The organism is Nitratireductor lacus (assembly GCF_056431025.1).
The window spans coordinates 14684-32281 of sequence record NZ_JBWKMB010000016.1; the positions used below are offsets into that span (position 1 = coordinate 14684).

16 protein-coding genes are annotated in these 17598 nt (G+C 62.4%); 3 read left to right on the forward strand and 13 right to left on the reverse strand.

What is annotated here, in order from left to right; all coding sequences use genetic code 11:
- Nucleotides 1-75 precede the first annotated feature (75 nt).
- The 7 genes from AC07E3_RS14540 to AC07E3_RS14570 all read right to left on the reverse strand — a co-directional run bounded on the left by AC07E3_RS14540 (nt 76) and on the right by AC07E3_RS14570 (nt 6732).
- On the reverse strand, nt 76-954 hold the full coding sequence (locus tag AC07E3_RS14540) for a DUF1684 domain-containing protein (protein WP_336071250.1): 879 nt from the start codon (nt 952-954) through the stop codon (nt 76-78).
- 65 nt (nt 955-1019) lie between these two features.
- The gene (locus AC07E3_RS14545) at nt 1020-2336 is read right to left on the reverse strand and encodes an acyl-CoA thioesterase/BAAT N-terminal domain-containing protein (protein ID WP_336071249.1); all 1317 of its coding nucleotides are present in this window, start codon (nt 2334-2336) and stop codon (nt 1020-1022) included.
- A gap of 104 nt (nt 2337-2440) precedes the next feature.
- A complete protein-coding gene (locus AC07E3_RS14550; RefSeq protein WP_478362884.1) occupies nt 2441-3355 on the reverse strand; it encodes an Ldh family oxidoreductase in 915 nt (304 codons plus the stop codon).
- Nucleotides 3352-4071 (reverse strand): GntR family transcriptional regulator, encoded by a 720-nt coding sequence (locus AC07E3_RS14555; RefSeq protein WP_336071247.1) that lies wholly within the window; start codon nt 4069-4071, stop codon nt 3352-3354. The genes AC07E3_RS14550 and AC07E3_RS14555 overlap by 4 nt, the downstream gene beginning before the upstream one ends.
- Nucleotides 4072-4092: 21 nt before the next feature.
- Nucleotides 4093-4908, reverse strand: a complete 816-nt coding sequence (locus AC07E3_RS14560) for an ABC transporter permease (protein WP_336071246.1) — start codon at nt 4906-4908, stop codon at nt 4093-4095.
- A 1-nt stretch (nt 4909) separates the two neighbouring features.
- A complete protein-coding gene (locus AC07E3_RS14565; protein ID WP_478362886.1) occupies nt 4910-5716 on the reverse strand; it encodes an ABC transporter ATP-binding protein in 807 nt (268 codons plus the stop codon).
- Complete coding sequence (locus tag AC07E3_RS14570; protein WP_336071244.1) at nt 5713-6732, reverse strand: ABC transporter substrate-binding protein; 1020 nt, start codon at nt 6730-6732, stop codon at nt 5713-5715. Before AC07E3_RS14570 ends, AC07E3_RS14565 begins: the two co-directional genes overlap by 4 nt.
- A gap of 54 nt (nt 6733-6786) precedes the next feature.
- Between AC07E3_RS14570 and AC07E3_RS14575 the strand changes: the two genes are divergently transcribed.
- The gene (locus AC07E3_RS14575; protein WP_478362888.1) at nt 6787-7188 is read left to right on the forward strand and encodes a hypothetical protein; all 402 of its coding nucleotides are present in this window, start codon (nt 6787-6789) and stop codon (nt 7186-7188) included.
- On the opposite strand, the gene AC07E3_RS14580 is transcribed toward AC07E3_RS14575, so the two are convergent.
- Entirely contained in the window at nt 7166-8209 is a 1044-nt protein-coding gene (locus AC07E3_RS14580) for a class I SAM-dependent methyltransferase (protein ID WP_478362891.1), read from the reverse strand. The two genes, AC07E3_RS14575 and AC07E3_RS14580, sit on opposite strands and share 23 nt — an antisense overlap.
- A gap of 259 nt (nt 8210-8468) precedes the next feature.
- On the opposite strand from AC07E3_RS14580, the gene AC07E3_RS14585 reads away from it, so the two are divergent.
- Nucleotides 8469-10448 carry a putative bifunctional diguanylate cyclase/phosphodiesterase gene (locus AC07E3_RS14585; protein WP_478362893.1) on the forward strand — a complete coding sequence of 660 codons (1980 nt, stop codon included), beginning with the start codon at nt 8469-8471 and terminating at the stop codon, nt 10446-10448.
- A 104-nt stretch (nt 10449-10552) separates the two neighbouring features.
- The gene (locus AC07E3_RS14590; protein WP_478362896.1) at nt 10553-12031 is read left to right on the forward strand and encodes a serine hydrolase domain-containing protein; all 1479 of its coding nucleotides are present in this window, start codon (nt 10553-10555) and stop codon (nt 12029-12031) included.
- Here the strand turns inward: AC07E3_RS14590 and rbsK are convergent.
- From rbsK to AC07E3_RS14615, 5 genes are read right to left on the reverse strand one after another with little or no spacing between them, the layout of a single operon-like run.
- A complete protein-coding gene (rbsK, locus tag AC07E3_RS14595) occupies nt 12028-12972 on the reverse strand; it encodes a ribokinase (RefSeq protein WP_478362898.1) in 945 nt (314 codons plus the stop codon). The genes AC07E3_RS14590 and rbsK overlap by 4 nt on opposite strands.
- Before the next feature lie 3 nt (nt 12973-12975).
- Nucleotides 12976-14082, reverse strand: a complete 1107-nt coding sequence (locus AC07E3_RS14600) for an aldose 1-epimerase family protein (protein ID WP_478362900.1) — start codon at nt 14080-14082, stop codon at nt 12976-12978.
- Nucleotides 14079-15089, reverse strand: a complete 1011-nt coding sequence (locus AC07E3_RS14605) for an ABC transporter permease (protein WP_478362902.1) — start codon at nt 15087-15089, stop codon at nt 14079-14081. Before AC07E3_RS14605 ends, AC07E3_RS14600 begins: the two co-directional genes overlap by 4 nt.
- A 13-nt stretch (nt 15090-15102) precedes the next feature.
- A complete protein-coding gene (locus AC07E3_RS14610; protein ID WP_478362904.1) occupies nt 15103-16080 on the reverse strand; it encodes an ABC transporter permease in 978 nt (325 codons plus the stop codon).
- Nucleotides 16081-16089: 9 nt separating this feature from the next.
- Nucleotides 16090-17586, reverse strand: coding sequence for a sugar ABC transporter ATP-binding protein (locus AC07E3_RS14615; RefSeq protein ID WP_336071237.1), 1497 nt, complete (start codon nt 17584-17586; stop codon nt 16090-16092).
- Nucleotides 17587-17598: the final 12 nt, after the last annotated feature.

The window sequence follows — 17598 nt, forward strand, 5'->3', positions numbered from 1 at the left end:
CCGTTTCGCCGAAACGCTGAACCGGTCTCTCTTCCTTTTACGGGTGTTTGCGGACGTCAGATGATTGCAGGATGCCTATGCCTTTGCCTGATAGGTCATTGTCCGGACCACGTTCTGCACAGGACGTTTCTCGCCGGCCAGAATCTCGAAATCGAGGTGGTTTTCCGGCGGAACCAGCGGGCAGGTCACGAAGTTGGTGAAGGCGCAGGGTAGCGCGACCGCGTAGTTGAAATCGATCCAGTCGATGCGCGTGTTGGCCTCGTCGGTGAACTGCAGCTCGATGACGCGCCCCGCGCCATAAGTTATGGTGCCATTGGTCTTGTCACGGACATGCGCGACCGGCTGGATGCCATGCGGCGTGTCCTTGCCGATGAGCACGATTTCGTAGCTCCTGCCTTTGAACTCGAAGGTGAAGGTGCCCATGCGTGGCGTGGACTCGCGCACGCCTTCCTCTACCGTTTCGGCTTCGTAGTCCGTGCGCTCGGTGGGGGTGTAGAAGCCCGGAATGCGCCATTCGGGATCGTAGTCGAAGGCGGTAACGCCAGCATCTTCCGGGCGCGTGGCCTCGTGGGGGTCGCGCACGCGCACGCCGAAAAGCGGCTGGCCGTCATGCGTCGTGCGCAGAAGCGTTTCCACCTCGTTGCGGCCAAAGTACACCGGTAGGCTCTCACCGTGACCATAGGTCTGATTGCGGCCCGGAATGATCTCAACCGGACCTGTGGGGTATTCGCCGTTCACCGACAGGTTCGGGCCTTCGGCGGGCGGGGTGAACATGATGCGTCCGTCTTCCACCGACCACGTGCCCGGCAGAAGGTCGAAGGTGACGCCCTTGTCGTCTTTCTCAAGCCAGTACTGCGCAACCAGCGAAGTCCAGCCATACGGGCGGAACATCTTGGCGACGTGGGCATAGCGCCATTCGCGCCATTGACCTTCCAGGTGTTCTCTCGTGGGCATGTTCATCTTCCTTTCGAAGGATTTTGTTGTCTGCGTGCGCAAAAGAAAGTGGATGGGCCGGCGCTTCAGCCGGCCGGGCGTGTGAGCTCGTCGAGGAATGCGAGGACACCGCGCCAGGAGCCTTCATCCGCCCGTGCGTTGCCCGATGGCGTGCCGCCATTCGTGTAGGGCACTTTCGAAACCGGGTGCTCGCGGCTCAACTGGGTCGAGGGCACGAAGGGCAGGTTGATCGCATGGCCGGCGTCATCGAAATCGAGATGACGGACGCGGTGAGGGTGGTCGTGCCGGCTGAGGGTGGACACCACCATTTTCGAATAGAGGCTCGATGGCCATGCACGGTCGTCGCGGCCCGAAACGAGCAGAACGGCGGCCTTCGTGTTCTCGATCGGAATGCGCGCGCGTGCGGCCAGATCGGTGTCTTTCAGGCCCTCGAAGAAGACCGAATGATGCCGGTTCGGTGGCGCATCGCCGCCCCATGGGTGCCAGTGCACTGCCTTGTTGTCCTGCCAGAGATGGGTGAGCGGCTCACCACCCCGGGTCCAGGTCACGCCCTGCCAGCCGCCACGCGCGGGATCGCCCGCACCCTGTGCGCCATGCACCATTGCGCCCGGCACATAGGCGATCACGGCGGAGATGAGATCGGGGAAGGTCGCGCCGAGAAGCAGCGAAAGCTCGCCGCCGCGCGACTGCCCGGCGACCGCCACGAAACCGTCGCGCGGCTTTAGCGTGCGGTGCGCCCAGTTGAGGCCGGTCTCCAGATATTCGAGCGGGGTTTCGGTGATGAAGGGCGACAGGCCCGGAGCCTTGAAATAGCCAAGCGCGAAAGCCTGATAGCCATGGGAGGCGTAAAGCGCGCCGCGCGGCTCGTTGATGCCGCCGCCGGAACCATTGAGCACCACCACGACGGGATGCGGGCCGGGGCCTGCGGGGGTGAAGAGCGTGCCGACCAGACCGTCTTCGCGGATCTCCTGCCGCTCCACGCCTTCAGTCGCGAGGCGCTGGAGAAGCGCGCCCTCCGCCTTGACGCCAGCGGCGGTTTCCGCCGTCAGCGCCGTCTTCAGCGGCTGCATGACGTCGTCGGGGAAAAGCTCCTGACTGTTGCTGTCGACCGGCTTCTGGCTCCAGATGAGGCCCATTGCCGAGATTTCCGCATAGTCGCCGCCAACGGGCGCATCGCGCGTCAGATCGACCACGCCATCGGCATCGGCCATGAAGGTCGCCTGGCTGTACCAGAGAACGCCGCCCGCCCGCACCGTGCGCGCGGAGATTGCGACGAGTTCGTCGGGCGCGAGACCCGTGACGACAATGCAGCGTGGCTCGTCGATCAGGCCGTCAGCGGGGGTGACGGAAACAACGGGCGCGGAAGCAGGATTTGTCGTCATCTAGAGCACCATTTCTGCAAGAGGGGTGATCAGCCATTTCCGGGCATTGGCACGCAGAGGGGCTGAGCCGGAGACACTCCGGCCGTGTCGGGAAAGGTGTGGCATTATCGGTTTGCCTCACCTGTCATGCGTGCGAGCTGTGCATCGAGGCGTTTTGCAAAATCATAGCCCAGCGCGGCTTCGGGCGAGCGCGCGCCGCCGCGCGGCCAGTGACCGCCACTTCCGGTCCAGTCGCTTTTGAGGGCTGCAAGCCGCGCCTGCCAGTCGATGCTGTCTCCGGCCGCTTCAGGGTCGAAGGCGAGCAGGAACACGCCCCGGCCTTTCGGGTCGTCGCGGCCACCGCCGGCGACACCGGCGAGAAGTTCGACGACGAGGCCGAGCAGAGAGCCAACCTGTCCGCCGCGTGGCAGAAGTGCTGTAACCTCGGAGGCGATTGTGGTTGGCTGTCCTTCCCCATTCAGGGCAATTCCCTCGGGCAGGGGAGCGCCGGTGCTGCGGGCGTTGCGGATGTCGGCCATGGTGGCCGTGCTGCTGGCCACGTCGATCACCACGCGGTCTGCGCCGGTGCCCATGGCGAGGGCGAACGGATTGGTGCCGATGACGGCGCGCGTGCCGCCATGGGCAGCGACGAAAGGCGGGCCTTCGGCGCCGGCGATCCCGACAAGGCCGGCATCGGCAAGGTGGCGAACAAAGGGAGCGAGCCGGCCGAAACCCCTGACACCACGCAGGAAGACGGCGGCGATGCCTTTCTCCCGTGCGGCAGAAATGAGGTCCAGCGTTGCGCCTGCCACGGCAAGCGGTGCGAAGGAGGCAGAGCAGTCGAGCCAGCTTACGGTCTGCGGGTTTTCGGCAGCAGGAGCGGGCGCGGCTTCGGCCGTCCACTCATCCAGCATGGCAATGCCAAAGCGCGGGAGGTTGAGCACGTCGGCCTCGATCAATGCTGCGGCTGCGAGGTTCGCTGCCGGACTGTCACCAAGCGCTGCCGAAAGCCGCGCAACTGCGTCGGGAAATGCGATCATTCGTCCACGCTCCGCGCAGCATTGCCGATCTGGACTTCGCCGGCGGACAGATAGCCGAGCGTCATCAGGCGTTCGATCAGGAACTCCCGGCTGTGTTTGATGTGGGCTGCTTCGATGGCGGCCGCCCGCTCGCCATCGCCCGCCTCGATGGCGTCGACAAGCGCTGTGTGCTCGTCGGAGTGCTCGCCGATCTTCACCGAGAAGTCGATTGCAAAGCGCAGAAGGCGTTCCAGCTCGTCGAACAGGGATTCTGACAGGGTGACGACGCGCTTGTTGCGGCTGCACCGGGCGATGGCGACGTGGAAGCGCCGCGCCACCTGCTGCATGGCCCCGATGTCGAGCGGCGTGGCGTATTCGGCGACGATCTCGCGCAGCTCGGCGATGTCGGCGGTGGTGGCGTAGCGCGCTGCCTGCCGGGCCGCGTGGGGGCCGATGGCCGCGCGCAGGTCGAGAATCTCATGCACGGCCTGAAACGTGATGGTGGCGACGCGATAGCCGCTGCGCGGCAGGATCGTCACCAGTCCGTCGGCGGCCAGCTTCTGCATGGCGTCACGCACCGGCGTTTTCGAGACGTCATAGTCGCGCGCGATGGAATTGGCATCGAGCGTGGTTCCCGGTGCGAGCTCGCAGCGCACGATCTTTTGCCGGAGCGCAAGGTAGATACGCTCCGAGACGGGCGTGTGGGTGTTGGGGGCCGGGCCGGTGTCGACGGTCATGAGCCTCTTGTCCTCAGCCGATCAATTCTTCGCCCAGGCTACGAAATGCCGCTCCAGCGCCTCAAGGGCGAGGATGGTGAGATAGCCCATGACCGAGATCACGACGATGCCGACGAACATGCGCGAGACCGCGAAGGTCTGCCAGGACGCCCATATGAAGAAACCGACGCCGCTGCGCGCGCCGAGAAATTCGGCGGCTGCGATGATGATGTAGGACGAGCCGGCGGCGAGCTTCAGCCCGGTGAAGATGCTTGGCAGCGCAGCCGGGAAAGCAATGCGCCTGAAGGTCTGGAACCGGTTCGCGCCCGCGTTTCTGGCAACATCCATATAGATCTGCGGGGTCTGCAGGACGCCGCCCATGGTGTTGTAGAACATCAGGAAGAACACGCCGATGGCGATGACAACGAACTTGGATGCATCGCCGACGCCGAAGATCAGCAGGATCAGTGGGAGGATGGCGATCTTCGGCACGGGATAGAGCGCAGAGAAGATCGGGCCGAAGATGCGGCGGGCAGGCTGGGACAGGCCGAGAATGAGGCCGAGCGTGATGCCCGGAATGGCGCCCATCATATAGCCGATGCCCACGCGGCGCAGGGTTGCGCCCATATGCTCGAAAAGCTCCAGGCTCACGATCATGCGCCATGCCGTTTCGGCGATGGCGCTGGGAGCCGGGAAGAAGCGGCGGTCGATCAGGTTGAACTGGCTCGACAGTTCCCAGATTAAAAGGAGCAGAAGCGGGCTGAAATAGGATGCAAAGCGGAACAGCTTCTCACGCCGCGCCGGCGTTTTGAGCCGGCGGAGTTCGTCTTCTGTCAGTATCGTGGTCGCAGTGCTCATCTCATGCCTCCGCAGGAGAGGCCAGCAGGCGCCAGACCTCGTAAGTCATATCCCAGAAACGCTTGTCGCGGCGCATCTCGACCACGTCGCGCGGACGTTCGAAGGGAACCCGCATGTCGGCGACCAGCCGGCCGGGGCGCGGCGACATGACGAGAACGCGGTCCGCCAGTGTCAGCGCTTCATCGACACTGTGCGTGATGAAGACCACGGTCTTGCCGGTTCTCTCCCAGATACGCAGCAGCTCCTGCTGCAGGACAAGGCGGGTCTGCTCGTCCAATGCGCCGAACGGCTCGTCCATCAGCAGAATGTCGCGGTCGTCGACAAGGGCGCGCGCCACGGAGACGCGTTGTTTCATGCCGCCGGAAAGCTGGTGGGGGAGGGCGCTCGCGAATTCTGTAAGGCCCGTCAGGGTCAGCAGTTCGCGCACGCGCGCATCCTGCTGTGCCCGGGATACGCCCTTGAGGCTCAGCGGGAACGCGATGTTCTGCGACACGGTCAGCCAGGGCAGAACGGACGCTTCCTGGAAAACCATTGCCGGCGGTGTGGAGGTGTGCAGCTTCACGGAACCGCTCAGCTCGTCCTCAAGGCCGGCGAGAATGCGCAGAACCGTGGTTTTGCCGCAGCCGCTGGGGCCGACGATGCACACGAATTCGCCGCGCTCGACCTCGAAGCTGACATCGGCGACGGCTACGGTCACGCGGTCGTCCTGGCTGTCGTAGAATGCCTTGGTAAGATGGCTGACCTCAATGGCCGCTCCGGCGGACTTCGCCGGAGCGGGAGGCAGTTTTTCCTGCGCGGCCTGCATCATTTCTTACTTGCGAGTAGGTCGTTGGCGCGCTGCAGCAGATCGCGGCGATAGACGCCGTCGATATCGGAAAGCCCTTCATATTCAAGTGCACCGCGCTGGCGGAAGAACTCTTCCTGTTCACGCACGGACTCCATGTCGATGGCACCGTCTTCGGAGCGAACCGTATAGGGGATGCCACGCAGGGCGTCTGGCTCGGTGCCGGTGTAGTTCGAGACGATCTCGAGAATCCTGTCGTCCTGCCAGCCGCCATTGTCGAGCTGGCGGGCAGCCTTGAGATAGGCTGCCACGAAGCGCACAACCGCGTCTTCGTTCTCTTCAACGAAATCCTGATTGAAGGCGATCAAACCAAGCTCTGTGCCAAAGGTGTGATCTTCGACCAGGCGGCGGCCCAGCCCCTGTTTTTCAAGCTGGTGAGCGAAAGGCTCGATGCTCCAGCCGGCTTCAAGGCCGCCATTTGCGAAGGCGGCAGCCGTTGCGGGCGGCGGCAGGTAGACCGCCTCGACGTCTTCTATTGTCAGGCCACCCTTCTCGAGAGCCTTTGCCACCGAATACATGCCGAAGCCGCCGGGGCCGGGAATGCCGATGCGCTTGCCCTTGAGGTCGGCGACGGTGCGGATGCCTTCATCCCACGCTTTTTGCGACACCATGAAGGGTGAGGGGGAGGGAACCGTGTCGGGCATGCGTGCCATGGTGGCAATGATGGAGACGGTTGCGCCGCGGTCGAGCGCGTTGAAAAGGCTGGAAGCCCATGTGGCGGCACCTGCTTCAATGTTGCCGGAGGCAAGCATCTGGATGGTTTCGGCCGTGTTGCCCTTGGGCGAAAGCGTCACGTCAACGCCAAAATCCTCGAAATAGCCGAGGTCCTCGGCGACGAAGAAAGGCGCATAGTCGGCAAAGGGAGAATAGAGGAACTCGATCTCCGGCAGGTCCTGGGCCTGGGTTGGCAGGGTGGCTGCCGGTGCCAAAGCGACAGCAAACGCGGCTGCCATGAGAACGCGACGACTGACTGAGAGCATGCGTGAGACTCCTCCTTCTCCGCAAAGAATATTTTCCGCGCCCGGACGATCTGCTTGCCGGTTACGAAGATTGGCTCCGGCTTGCATAAGCCGGGCCTGAGAAGAAAGCCTACAACTGATGTATCAGATGCGCAACTTGATATTTTAATTTTGCCTGCCCGGTTTGGCATTGCCGCCAAGGATCGGTTGCAGCGTGCCGTCATGCCGCTCGGGCCATCACATATGAAACGCCTGCGGCTTCGCTCTGTCGCAGGCAAAAAAAAGCGGGACCGAAGCCCCGCCTTTCAGAACCCGGAACGCTCCGTTTCAGGTTCCCAGATTTCCTCGAACGTGTATTTGCCATTGCGCAAGCTGATCAGCGATACCGGCTTAGGTGGCACCATGTCTCGCCGCCGAATGGGCAGACCTCACCGCGAGAGGATAAGGCTGCCGCTCAGGCCGCGTGTTTGCGGATGACGCCGTAGACGATGTTGCGATTGCTGCCGTAGAACACCTCGGTGTCGGCATGGTTCCTGTCAATCGCGCGGTCGATTATGTCCTGCATGTCCTTGTCCGAGCGCAGGATCAGCGGCCAGTCCATGAAGGTTTCCATATAGCCATCGGTGGTGATCTCGTCGCTGAAATTGGCGAACAGGAACTCTCCACCCGGCTTGACCAGTTCCATGGCGCGTTGCGTGAGGCGGATTGCGACTGCACGCGGCAGATAGTCGTAGAGCCCCGACGCATAGACCAGGTCGAACGTACCGAGACTGTAGGAGCGGCGCAGGATGCCTTTTACGGAACCGTCAATGGCCTCCACACCAGTGCCGGCCAGGTCCCGGTTGACCGTTCCCACGCTGATCGGGTCCTGGTCCAGCCCGATCCAGCGCTTCAGTTTCTTCCCGGCCAGGGCCGTCGAGAGTTCCGCTTCACGCAGGTGTCCGCATGCAATCGCGAGGACCTCCGCATTCTCCACGCGCTCTGCGGTGGCATCCACGGTGCGCGCAAGTATATCGCGCCGCTCGCGCCCGGCGACCGAACTCGCTGCTTCGCTTGTGTAAGCGTAGATTTCACGGCCGAGCTCCGTGGAGGAGGCCACGATCTCATCGGCGCTTGGGTGTTTGTAATAGATGTCGAGCAGGCTGGCATCGCCGGAATAGCCGCGCGGCTTGTCGAAGGACCAACGTGTGAAGGGGTCCTGCTTCAGAAACTCTGAAACAGGATGCTCCTGGGCCAGGGGAATAAGCTGTTGCCATACGACAGGCGAAGCCTGGTTGCGGAGATCGTGCAGGCGGGCGGCCAGACGGTCGACGATGTCGGCTGCCGGTGTGCCCGATTCGAAACCCTGGCGCGCCAGATCGAGAACCAGCGCAAGCTGGGCAACCTTCTCCTTCAACTCCGTGGAATCGGCAACATCCGACGTCGTCGTGTGCTTCTTGAAGAGCTGAGATGTGATCAAACTCTGCTCGTCAAGCTTCAGGTGAGAGGCTTGTGCCACTGTTCCGTCCCCGCTGATTTGAACGCTTTCACTATACCCGTATGGACCGGGATGCGAAAGAATTTAATCAAATTCGACTAAAAGTTATCCGGGTTCAGAACCTCGATAAGCCGGGTAAAATGACGGATGATCCTGCCTTCATTTACGCACTGTTAATATAAAACGCCGTTTCCGGCAGGGGTCGAAAGCGGGAATGGAGAAGTTAAGACATCCTAACCGATTCCCATGTACTGAGGGTTCGTTGCAATGGAAGGTCACGATGCAACTATCCGCGGATATCGCACGAAAGGTTGTTGAAGCGCTTTCGAGCCCTCGTACGGGTCTGGCAGACCCGAAACTGCTCCGGCTGCTTTTTCAGCATGACGCTGCCCAGCAACGCCTGGTCGTTCGCTGGGGCATGTGGGCTGCCGTGCTCAGTTATATGGCCTATGGGGTCTTCGACTGGTTCCTGTTTCCCGACATCGCGGATCAACTGGTATTTGCCCGATGCGCGATCGGTATTTCCTTTCTTGCGGTGATCGAGTTTGGTGTGCGCCGCGGCGCATCCCTTGCCGCGATGCATCTGGTGGCTGCCGCAGCCATTGTTGTCGGCGCCGTCGGGTGGCTGCTTCTGGCGCTTGAAACCGCGCATCAGCAGGCGCTTTCGCACTTTGTCGTCTTTGGTATCGTTTTTGTGCTTGGCGCAAATCTGTTCTTCAATTTCCGCTTCATGCTGTCTGCGATTTCGTCGACGATCATCGCCGTCGTCTTCGTGGCCGCGACACTGCATGCGCTGCAGATCGGTCTGACTGCGCGAATCGTTATTGCCGCGCTCTTCGTCAACTGCCTCGTCTTTTCACTCTACCTCTCGTGGCGGCTCGGGGTGGAGCGCTACTGGACGTTTCTTGAAGCGCTGCAGGCAAAATCTCAGGCTCATGCGGCCGTCAAGAAGGGCGATGAGCTTCACAGGATTGCCCACACCGATCCCCTGACGGGACTGCGCAATCGCCGCGCGATCACAAGCGCCTTCGCCGAGCTCCATGAAGCCTGTGTTCAGAACGGCGATGAGCTCGGCGTCGTGCTGATCGACGTGGATCACTTCAAGCGGTTCAACGACCGGCTGGGCCATCAGGCCGGTGACGATTGCCTGATACGGGTTGCCCAGACGCTGGAGGCGGCAGCGGAGGCGAACGAATCCATCGTCGGCCGTTATGGCGGCGAGGAGTTTCTGGTCTTGCGTCGCGTCTCCGGGTCGGACGAACTGCGTGACCTGGCGCAGGAGTTCTGTCGTGTGGTCGAGGAACTGGAGATTCACCATCCCGACAGGGGTGACGGCATCGACATCGTGACGATCAGCGCCGGTGCATCGCAGACACTGGACGGCGGCGCTACCGAGCTGCAGGAGGTTCTGCAGGAAGCGGACCGGGCACTCTATATCTCGAAGTTTACCGGTCGTTCCAGGGTGACGGTCTACGATCCGCAGATCATCGATGCCGACCATTCGAATGAAAGCCTTGCCGGCCTGTTGGCGCACGCCATTGAAAAGCAGTGCATTTCAGTGGTCTACCAGCCGATCGTGCAACTGGGAACCGGCGAGGTCCTCGGCTACGAGGCGCTGATGCGGCTCAAGGGGAGCAATGGGCGGCTGGTGAAACCCGATGTGTTCATACCGGTGGCAGAGCAGAACGGGGCGATCGTCGAGCTGGGCGCATGGGTTTTCGAGCAGGCCTGTGCAGACGTGGCGCGCTACAAGCTCACCGGAGTTATTGCCGTCAACATATCCGCCGTTCAGCTCAAGGCTCCCGGGTTTGCGCTGCGCGTTGCCGAGATGCTGGCCCGCCACGGGCTGGCGCCAAGACAGTTTGCGCTCGAACTCTCCGAACGGGGCGACATTCTGGGACAGTCGCAGGCCGCCCAGACCGTGGAGCAGCTTCGGAGCCTCGGCGTGCAGATCTGGCTCGACGACTTCGGAACCGGTTACGCCGGGATCGACTGCCTGCGCCGCTTCGAGCTCGATATTGTCAAGATCGACCGAAGCTTCCTGTCTGAGCGCCAGCGTGCGCAGGATGTCCGCATGCTCGAGGGCATGATCCAGCTTCTGCGCAGTCTTGGCCGTACCGTTCTCGTTGAAGGCGTCGAGACGGAAGAGCAGAAGGCACTTCTTGAAAAGCTCGGTGTCGATCTCATCCAGGGCTTTCTTATCGGGCGTCCTCAACCGGTCGGTGAAATCGTGGGCACCGAAAACTCCGAAGTCGCCTGAGCGGTGGCGCGCACGAAGACAATCCTCATTGACATGGCTTCTCGAAGGAGGCACCGCACGGCATCGAAGCTGTGATGAACGGCACCTGCGGATGGGGACGGGGAATGTCGAGACGCGATTGGCCGGCTGCGGAAGCCGCAGCGCATGAAAAGCTCAAGAGCTGGACGGGCAACGGGCCAGGAGGTGTGGTTCTCGGCATGGAACGGGGCATGCCGCGCCTGATCGCGGCAGCGGGTCATTGCGGGGCTGGGCTCGGACCGCTGGGGCCCGACAGCGTCTTTCGCTGGGCGTCCGTAACCAAGCATGTGTTCGCAACCTGTCTTCTGGAGTCCGAAGCGTTTAGCCTCGATATGCCTCTGGGCGAGGCGCTGCCCGAGCTTTCAGCCGCGCCTGCGGCGGTGACGGTCGGACAGGCGCTGGCCATGCAGGGCGGGTTGCCGGATCCGCGCGAGTGCCTGACCCTCCTGGGCGTCGGCGCGCATGAGCGCACCGAGGCGGATGCGCTATATCTGTGGATGGCCGGTTTCGACTGGCTTAACGCTGCGCCGGGGGCCGAGGTCGCTTATTCGAATGGCGGCTATCGCCTGCTGGAAATGGCGATGGCGCGACGGGGCTTTGTTTTCTCCGAGATGGTTGCGGCCCATGCGAAGCTGCTTGGCATCGGCATGCGGGCTTCTGAACACTGGACCGACCCGGTGCCGGGTCTGGTGCCCGGGCACGTGCCTGAGGCCGATGGATGGTCCGAAGGATTTCAGGGCATGCATTTATCGGCTGCCGGCTCACTTTCCGGGTCGGCCATGGATCTCGCATGCTGGCTCGCCGATCTGATGCCGCGCGCGATTTTCGACCGGATTGCACGACCGCTGCCGCTCGGCTCGGGAGAGGCAACCGGCTACGGGCTTGGAATAAGCCTGACGCGCATCGGCAATATGGCGGTGCCGGGTCATGGCGGCGCACAGGCCGGTTACCGTGCTGGATTCCTGTGCGATCCGGATCAGGGCATCTCGCTTGTGGTTCTCACCAACCGCGACGACGGCGACGCGACCGGGCTCGCAGCACATGTCTGTGCAGCGCTTTGCGGTGTAACGGACGGGGCGCTTTTGAAACCTGCGCAAGGATGGGCACCGGCGGGGCTGTACGCGGCTGCCGAAGGGGACCTCTGGGCGGAGGTGCGGCCAGGATCGATCGTGGTTCGCGACGCGGAGGAGACGCTGTTTGAAGGCGAAGACGGCTGGTTCGTCTCCAATGCGGCTCAATCGCGCATGCGCCTGCGGTATGAGGATGGTGCACTGACCGGAGAGCTCTTTCACCGTCCAGTCAGGCTGTTGCCCGCGAAGGACGACGCGGCGATGCCCGGTCTCGACGGCGACTGGACTTGCGATGGTGCGTTTCTTCAGATCGAGGGGCGGACGCTCAACTGGGGTGCGGGGCCGCGCAGAAGCGCAGCAACAATGACACCGCTTGGGAATGGACGATGGCTGTTTACGGCCAATGGTCGGCGCATCTGCCTTGAGCGTCTTTCCGACGAGCGGCTGAAGCTGTCGCTCGCACGGGCGCGGGGCGTGGAATATCGGCGGGTTTAGCCGACTGTTTCCTTGGAGAACTTCTCGAACTCATCGGCGGAAGCGTAGGATTTCTGTGTGCCGCGGCGGCCAACAGAATAGGCCGCGTAGCGCGCCGCGCGATTGAGGGCGCTTTCCGTGTCTCCCGTCGCTGCGAGGAAATGCGCGAAGGAGCCGATGAAGGCATCGCCCGCACCGGTCGTGTCCACGGGTGTGACGCGAACGGGCTCGATGGAAGCGAAACGGTCGGCGGTAACGAGACGCGCGCCACGCGCACCGAGCGTGACGATGATCGTGCCGATGCCTTTTTCGATGAGGCTGCGGGCAGCGGCAAGGATTTCATCTTCGGTGCCGGTCGGCATGCCTGAAAGAAGAGAAAGCTCGCTCTCATTGGGCACGAGGAATCCGAGGCTTTTGAGATCGGCGACGCTCAGCTCTTTCGTGGCCGGGGCCGGATTGAGGATGGTCGGCACACCCCATTCGGCGGCACGGCGCACGGTGTGGTAGATCGTCGAGAGCGGAATCTCGAGCTGCATGAGGATCAGGTCCGCTTCACGCAGGGTGTCCTCTGCGGCATCGACATCGGCGGGCAGGAGATCCGCATTCGCACCCTTGACGATCAGGATCGAGTTTTCTCCGGACTCTTCCACGAAGATGGGCGCAACGCCGGACGACTTTCCAGCCACTTTGGCGACATGGCGGGTGTCGATGCCGTGGTCGGAGAAGTTGCGGATTGTGTTGTCGCCGAAAAGGTCATCGCCCACTTTGGTGATCATGCTAACGGCGGAGCCGAGTTTCGCGGCCGCAACCGCCTGGTTGGCACCCTTGCCTCCGCAGCCGCTCTCGAAGCTGGGCGCTTCCAGCGTTTCGCCCGGCTCGGGCATCCGGTCTATATAGGTGATCAGATCAACCATGTTGGAGCCGACAACGGCGATGCGTCCGGCCTTTTCGGGTGAAGCCATGGGTCAGTCCTTGCTCATATCGTTGACATCCGAGATCGCGGCAGGTGCTTCCTGCGCGCTCAGATAGCCGAGGGTAACGGGGAAGCGCGCGGTCTCGCCGGGCGAAAGCATGCGGACATGCCCCTTGGCCTTCTCTGCGGTGTAGCCCTCGGGCTCGCAGGTGGAGGGCAGGGCGAAGGCCGCGACCTGCGCATCGCCATCGTTCAGGATCCAGCGGACGCAGTGAGGAAAATCTGCCGGGTCGTAGCTGACAGAAAAGCCGTCGCCCTCGGGCAATTCCATGACGAGCCGTGTGCGGCCTGTCTGATCGCGGCCGAGATGACGTAGATAGAAAACCTGTTCCGGGCTGTAGAGCTCGGGCTCATCCAGCCTGCGCATGCGCGCGGGATTGACGGCGAGATCTTCCAAGAGAGCCTTGAAGGCCGGCGATGGCGTCACGTGCCCGGGGATCGCCTTGCGGACCACGGTGGATTCCGGAGAAAAACCGGTTGGCTGGTGGATTTCTGCGCCGGCGACGAAGTCGAAATTGGCATGCAGCATGTACATGAGTTCCATCGGGTGCGCCGACAGATTCTTGACCGCCATCTCCACATGGATCAGGCCGCTTTCCGCATGCAGGCGCACACAGGGCCGGGCGACGTAATGCGGCCCGAACCCCATGACATGTTCCACATGACCACCGACTTCGGCAAAGACACCCCGATCGTCTTCTCCAAAACGAATTTGGGCGCTGTCCATGGCTGCAACCGGCATTTCACCGTGCAGGGGATGATCATCCGTCGGGCCGGGAGTTCCGTTGCGGAGCACGCCGGCGTGGTAGGCGAAAGCGCCATAGGTTTCGAGGATGGAAGAACCGCGGCGCGGGTAGGGAAAGACATTGCCCATGGTGAGACGCCGCCCATCGAACACGGCATCCCAGATCATCTGACCGAGATAGGGCAGAACCGTCACCTGTCCGCGTGCGTTTTCGATGCGCAAACCCTCAACGGATGAGGGAAACCGGAAGGCCGTGACGGCGAAGGCGCCATGGGTTGCCAGAACGCGTTCGCCGCGGTCCGGAATCAGATCCGGTGAAAGATGGACAATGGTGTCGTTTTCGGTAGCGCTCATTTGCCGGACCTCAGATAGTTGATGGCGATCACCAGCACCAGGAAAGCGCCCCAGACCGCATCGATCATGAAGTTGGATGCCCGCATCATCTGCATGCCGGAAGACAGGAACATGAGTGCGACGAGTGCCAGAAGGACGCCCAGGACGCGCCCCTTGCCGCCTGCCGGATTGGTGCCGCCGAGAACGGCGATCAGAACTGCCTGCAACAGATAGGACGCGCCGAAATCGGCCTTGGCCGAATTGGTGCGCCCGGACAGGAGGATGCCGGCAATGGCGGCCATGACGCCCGTCAGGGCATAGCTGTAGAGGATCATGCGTGAACTGCGGATGCCGGCGAAGACGGCGGCGCGGGCATTGGTGCCGATCAGCATCAGGTTCACGCCGAGGTGCGTGCGTCGAAGCAGGACGGCGACCACCAGGGCGACGAGGATCAACACCCAGAACGGGGCCGCAACACCGAGCAGTTTCCCCGTGCCGATCCAGTTCCAGGTTTCGGGGTAGCCGACGATGGCTGGCCCGCCGGTCAAGACGAGCGCCAGACCGGCGAACACCTGACCTGTGCCGAGTGTCGCCAGAATGGGAATGATGCGCAGGCGCGATATCAGAAGTCCGTTAACCAGGCCTGCCGCCAGGCCGACAAGAAGTGCGATCGTCACCCCCGTGGCGGTGTGCAGGACAAGGCCAAGACCACCCGCATCGAGCGCCTCGGCAACCATGGGATGGCGGAAATAGACACCCGCCGTGATGGCCGCCAGATTGGCAATCGCCACGATGGAAAGGTCGATGCCGCCTGTGAGCATGGCGACCATCATTGCGATGCACAGGATGCCGAGCTCCGGCATGATGTAGGTGATGGACTCGAAATTGTAGTAGCGCAGGAACTTGTCGGGGTTCATTGCCGCCATCAGGACAAAGATCACCACTGTGATCACGGCGAGCTGTGCGATGGAGGCATCGCTGCCAAGCAGGCGGCGAACGAGGGATTTTTCTTCGGCTTTAGCGCTCATCTTGTGCTCCCCCTCAGGCCAGTTTCTTGCGGTCGCGCCACGCGGTGATCGCCGTCGCTGCAATGATGATCAGGCCGACGACAACGCGCTGCCAGGTGGTGTCCACCTTCATCAGGATCAGCGAATTCTTCACCATGACCAGCGTGAACACGCCGATCATGGTGCCCAGCACCGATCCGCGCCCGCCGAAGATCGAAGCGCCGCCGAGCACCACGGCTGCGATGACATCGAGCTCCAGGCCGATGAAGTCGCGCGGGTTCGCCTGCCAGATCATGGAACTGTGGAGGAGGCCGGCAAAGCCCGCCAGGAGCCCTGCGGTGCAGTAGACGAAGAAGATCGTGCGGCGGGTGTTCACGCCGGCACGGCGGGCCGATTCCGGGTCGCCACCATAGGCATAGACGGAACGGCCGGTCATGGTGTGGCGAAGGATGATGTGGATCACGAGCGCAATGGCCAGATAGACGAGGATCATCGCGGTCAGACCGACCGTCGCGCCGTTCTGCGCCGTCACGGACGCCAGATCCTGTTTGCCGAATGCGATCAGCGCATCGGGCATCTTGTTGATGTTGACGATGGACGTGCCCAGAAGACCCAGCACGAGGCCACGTATGATCGAGGCGGTGCCGAGGGTGACGATCAGCGGGATCATCTTGAACCGGTCGATGATGAAGGCGTTGAATGCGCCGAGCAGAACGCCGATCACGGAGGCGGCAATGAAGGGCAGAAGCACGCCGTCATAATCGAGCGCGACCATGGTGCGCACCGTGATGTAGAGCGCGGCCGCGGAAATGGCGGGGAACGACACATCGATGCCGCCCGAAATCATGATCAGCAGCACGCCGAGCGCCATGATGCCGATCACGACGTTGGCCTTGGCCAGGCTGAAGAGATTGGCGACCCCCCAGAAGGCCGGATTGACGAGGCCGATCAGAACCATCACCGCCAGCAGGACGAGGGCAATCACGGTCTCCGTGGATTGGAACCTTTTCATCTCACCGCCTTACTTCAATGCCTTGAGGCTGTCGTTGATCGCATCTTCGGTCATGTTGGCACCGGCGAATTCGGCCACGAAACGGCCGTCATGCATGACATGGATGCGGTTGCAGTTTCCGGTCAGTTCCGGCACGTCGTCCGAGATCATCAGCACGGCGACGCCCTCCTTGCGGGCAAGGTCGCGGATGATGTGGTGGATCTTGGCTTTGGAACCGACATCGACGCCCACGGTCGGGCCATTGAGAATGAGCACTTTTGCTCCCGTCAGGAGCCAGCGCCCGAGCATGACGCGCTGCGCATTGCCGCCGGAAAGATTGCCGACCGCAGTTTCCGGCGACGGAGCGGCAATCTGCATGGAGGCGAACATATCCTCGGTCTTTTGGCGCATGGCTTCGCGGTCCAGAAAGAGGCCGCGCCGCAGGCGGTCGAGGATGCTCACCACCATGTTGCGTTCGATGGACTGAGTGAGAAAGAGACCTTCGCTCAACCGGTCTTCCGGCACATAGGCGATGCCATGCGCGATGGCGTCCTGCACCGAATGCGGGAAGGCGTCCTGTCCGGCGATGCGGAAAGATCTGGCTGTGGCGTTCTCCATTCCGAAGAGCGCCTGCGCGAGCTCGGTTCGGCCGGAGCCGATCAGCCCCGAAACACCGACGATCTCGCCCGGACGCAGCGAAAGGCTGACATTGTCGACGCTTCCCGGCACGCTCAGACTCTCGACCTCCAGGGCCGGTGGCGTGTCTGGCGCAATGTCGGGTGCGTAGGGCTCGTCGTCGAGCTCGAGCCCGGTCATGGCATGGGTGATTGCGGGTTCGTCGAAGTCGCTCATAGCGCCTTCGGCGACCTTCTTTCCGTTTCGGAACACGGTCAGGCGTTCGGAAATTTCCAGCATCTCGCGCATTTTGTGGCTGACGAACAGAACGGCGATGCCCTGCGCCTGCAGATCGCGAACAATGGCGAAGAGCGCGTCGACCTCGTGCCCGGTAAGCGCGGTGGTCGGCTCGTCCATGACGATGAGCCGGGCCCTGGCGAGAATGGCGCGGGCAATGGCGACGATCTGCTTGCCGGAGGTGGGAAGGGTTTCCACCTCGGCGTCGACATCGATCTCGACGTCGAGACGGGTCAGAACCTCGCGCGCCATCCTGCGGGCGCGTGGCCAGTCCATGCGCCCGCGCCCTTCAAGCAGATAGGTGTTGAGGGCGAGGTTCTCGGCCACGGTCAGATTCCCGAAGAGGGAAAAATCCTGATAGATCACCTGCACACCCTTGTGTACGGCGGTGATCGGGTCCAGTCGGCTGACGGGTTTGCCGTCAAACAGGATTTCACCCTCGTCGGGCGTGTAGATGCCCGACATGACCTTGATGATGGTGGATTTTCCAGAACCGTTCTCGCCGGCGAGGCAGTGAATCTCACCGGGACGAATGCCCATGGAGACGCCGTCAAGTGCGTGAACGCCACCGAAGCGCTTGCTGATGTTCTTCAGCTCGATCAGATACTCGGACATGATTTTTCCGGC

Coding starts and splice junctions, on each gene's coding strand:
- AC07E3_RS14565 (WP_478362886.1), bottom strand. CDS start 5,716: ATGATGCAGGCCGCGCAGGAAAAACTGCCTCCCGCTCCGGCGAAGTCC.
- rbsK (WP_478362898.1), bottom strand. CDS start 12,972: ATGGCTTCACCCGAAAAGGCCGGACGCATCGCCGTTGTCGGCTCCAAC.
- AC07E3_RS14550 (WP_478362884.1), bottom strand. CDS start 3,355: ATGATCGCATTTCCCGACGCAGTTGCGCGGCTTTCGGCAGCGCTTGGT.
- AC07E3_RS14570 (WP_336071244.1), bottom strand. CDS start 6,732: ATGCTCTCAGTCAGTCGTCGCGTTCTCATGGCAGCCGCGTTTGCTGTC.
- AC07E3_RS14560 (WP_336071246.1), bottom strand. CDS start 4,908: ATGAGCACTGCGACCACGATACTGACAGAAGACGAACTCCGCCGGCTC.
- AC07E3_RS14590 (WP_478362896.1), top strand. CDS start 10,553: ATGTCGAGACGCGATTGGCCGGCTGCGGAAGCCGCAGCGCATGAAAAG.
- AC07E3_RS14610 (WP_478362904.1), bottom strand. CDS start 16,080: ATGAAAAGGTTCCAATCCACGGAGACCGTGATTGCCCTCGTCCTGCTG.
- AC07E3_RS14615 (WP_336071237.1), bottom strand. CDS start 17,586: ATGTCCGAGTATCTGATCGAGCTGAAGAACATCAGCAAGCGCTTCGGT.
- AC07E3_RS14605 (WP_478362902.1), bottom strand. CDS start 15,089: ATGAGCGCTAAAGCCGAAGAAAAATCCCTCGTTCGCCGCCTGCTTGGC.
- AC07E3_RS14545 (WP_336071249.1), bottom strand. CDS start 2,336: ATGACGACAAATCCTGCTTCCGCGCCCGTTGTTTCCGTCACCCCCGCT.
- AC07E3_RS14600 (WP_478362900.1), bottom strand. CDS start 14,082: ATGAGCGCTACCGAAAACGACACCATTGTCCATCTTTCACCGGATCTG.
- AC07E3_RS14555 (WP_336071247.1), bottom strand. CDS start 4,071: ATGACCGTCGACACCGGCCCGGCCCCCAACACCCACACGCCCGTCTCG.
- AC07E3_RS14585 (WP_478362893.1), top strand. CDS start 8,469: ATGCAACTATCCGCGGATATCGCACGAAAGGTTGTTGAAGCGCTTTCG.
- AC07E3_RS14540 (WP_336071250.1), bottom strand. CDS start 954: ATGCCCACGAGAGAACACCTGGAAGGTCAATGGCGCGAATGGCGCTAT.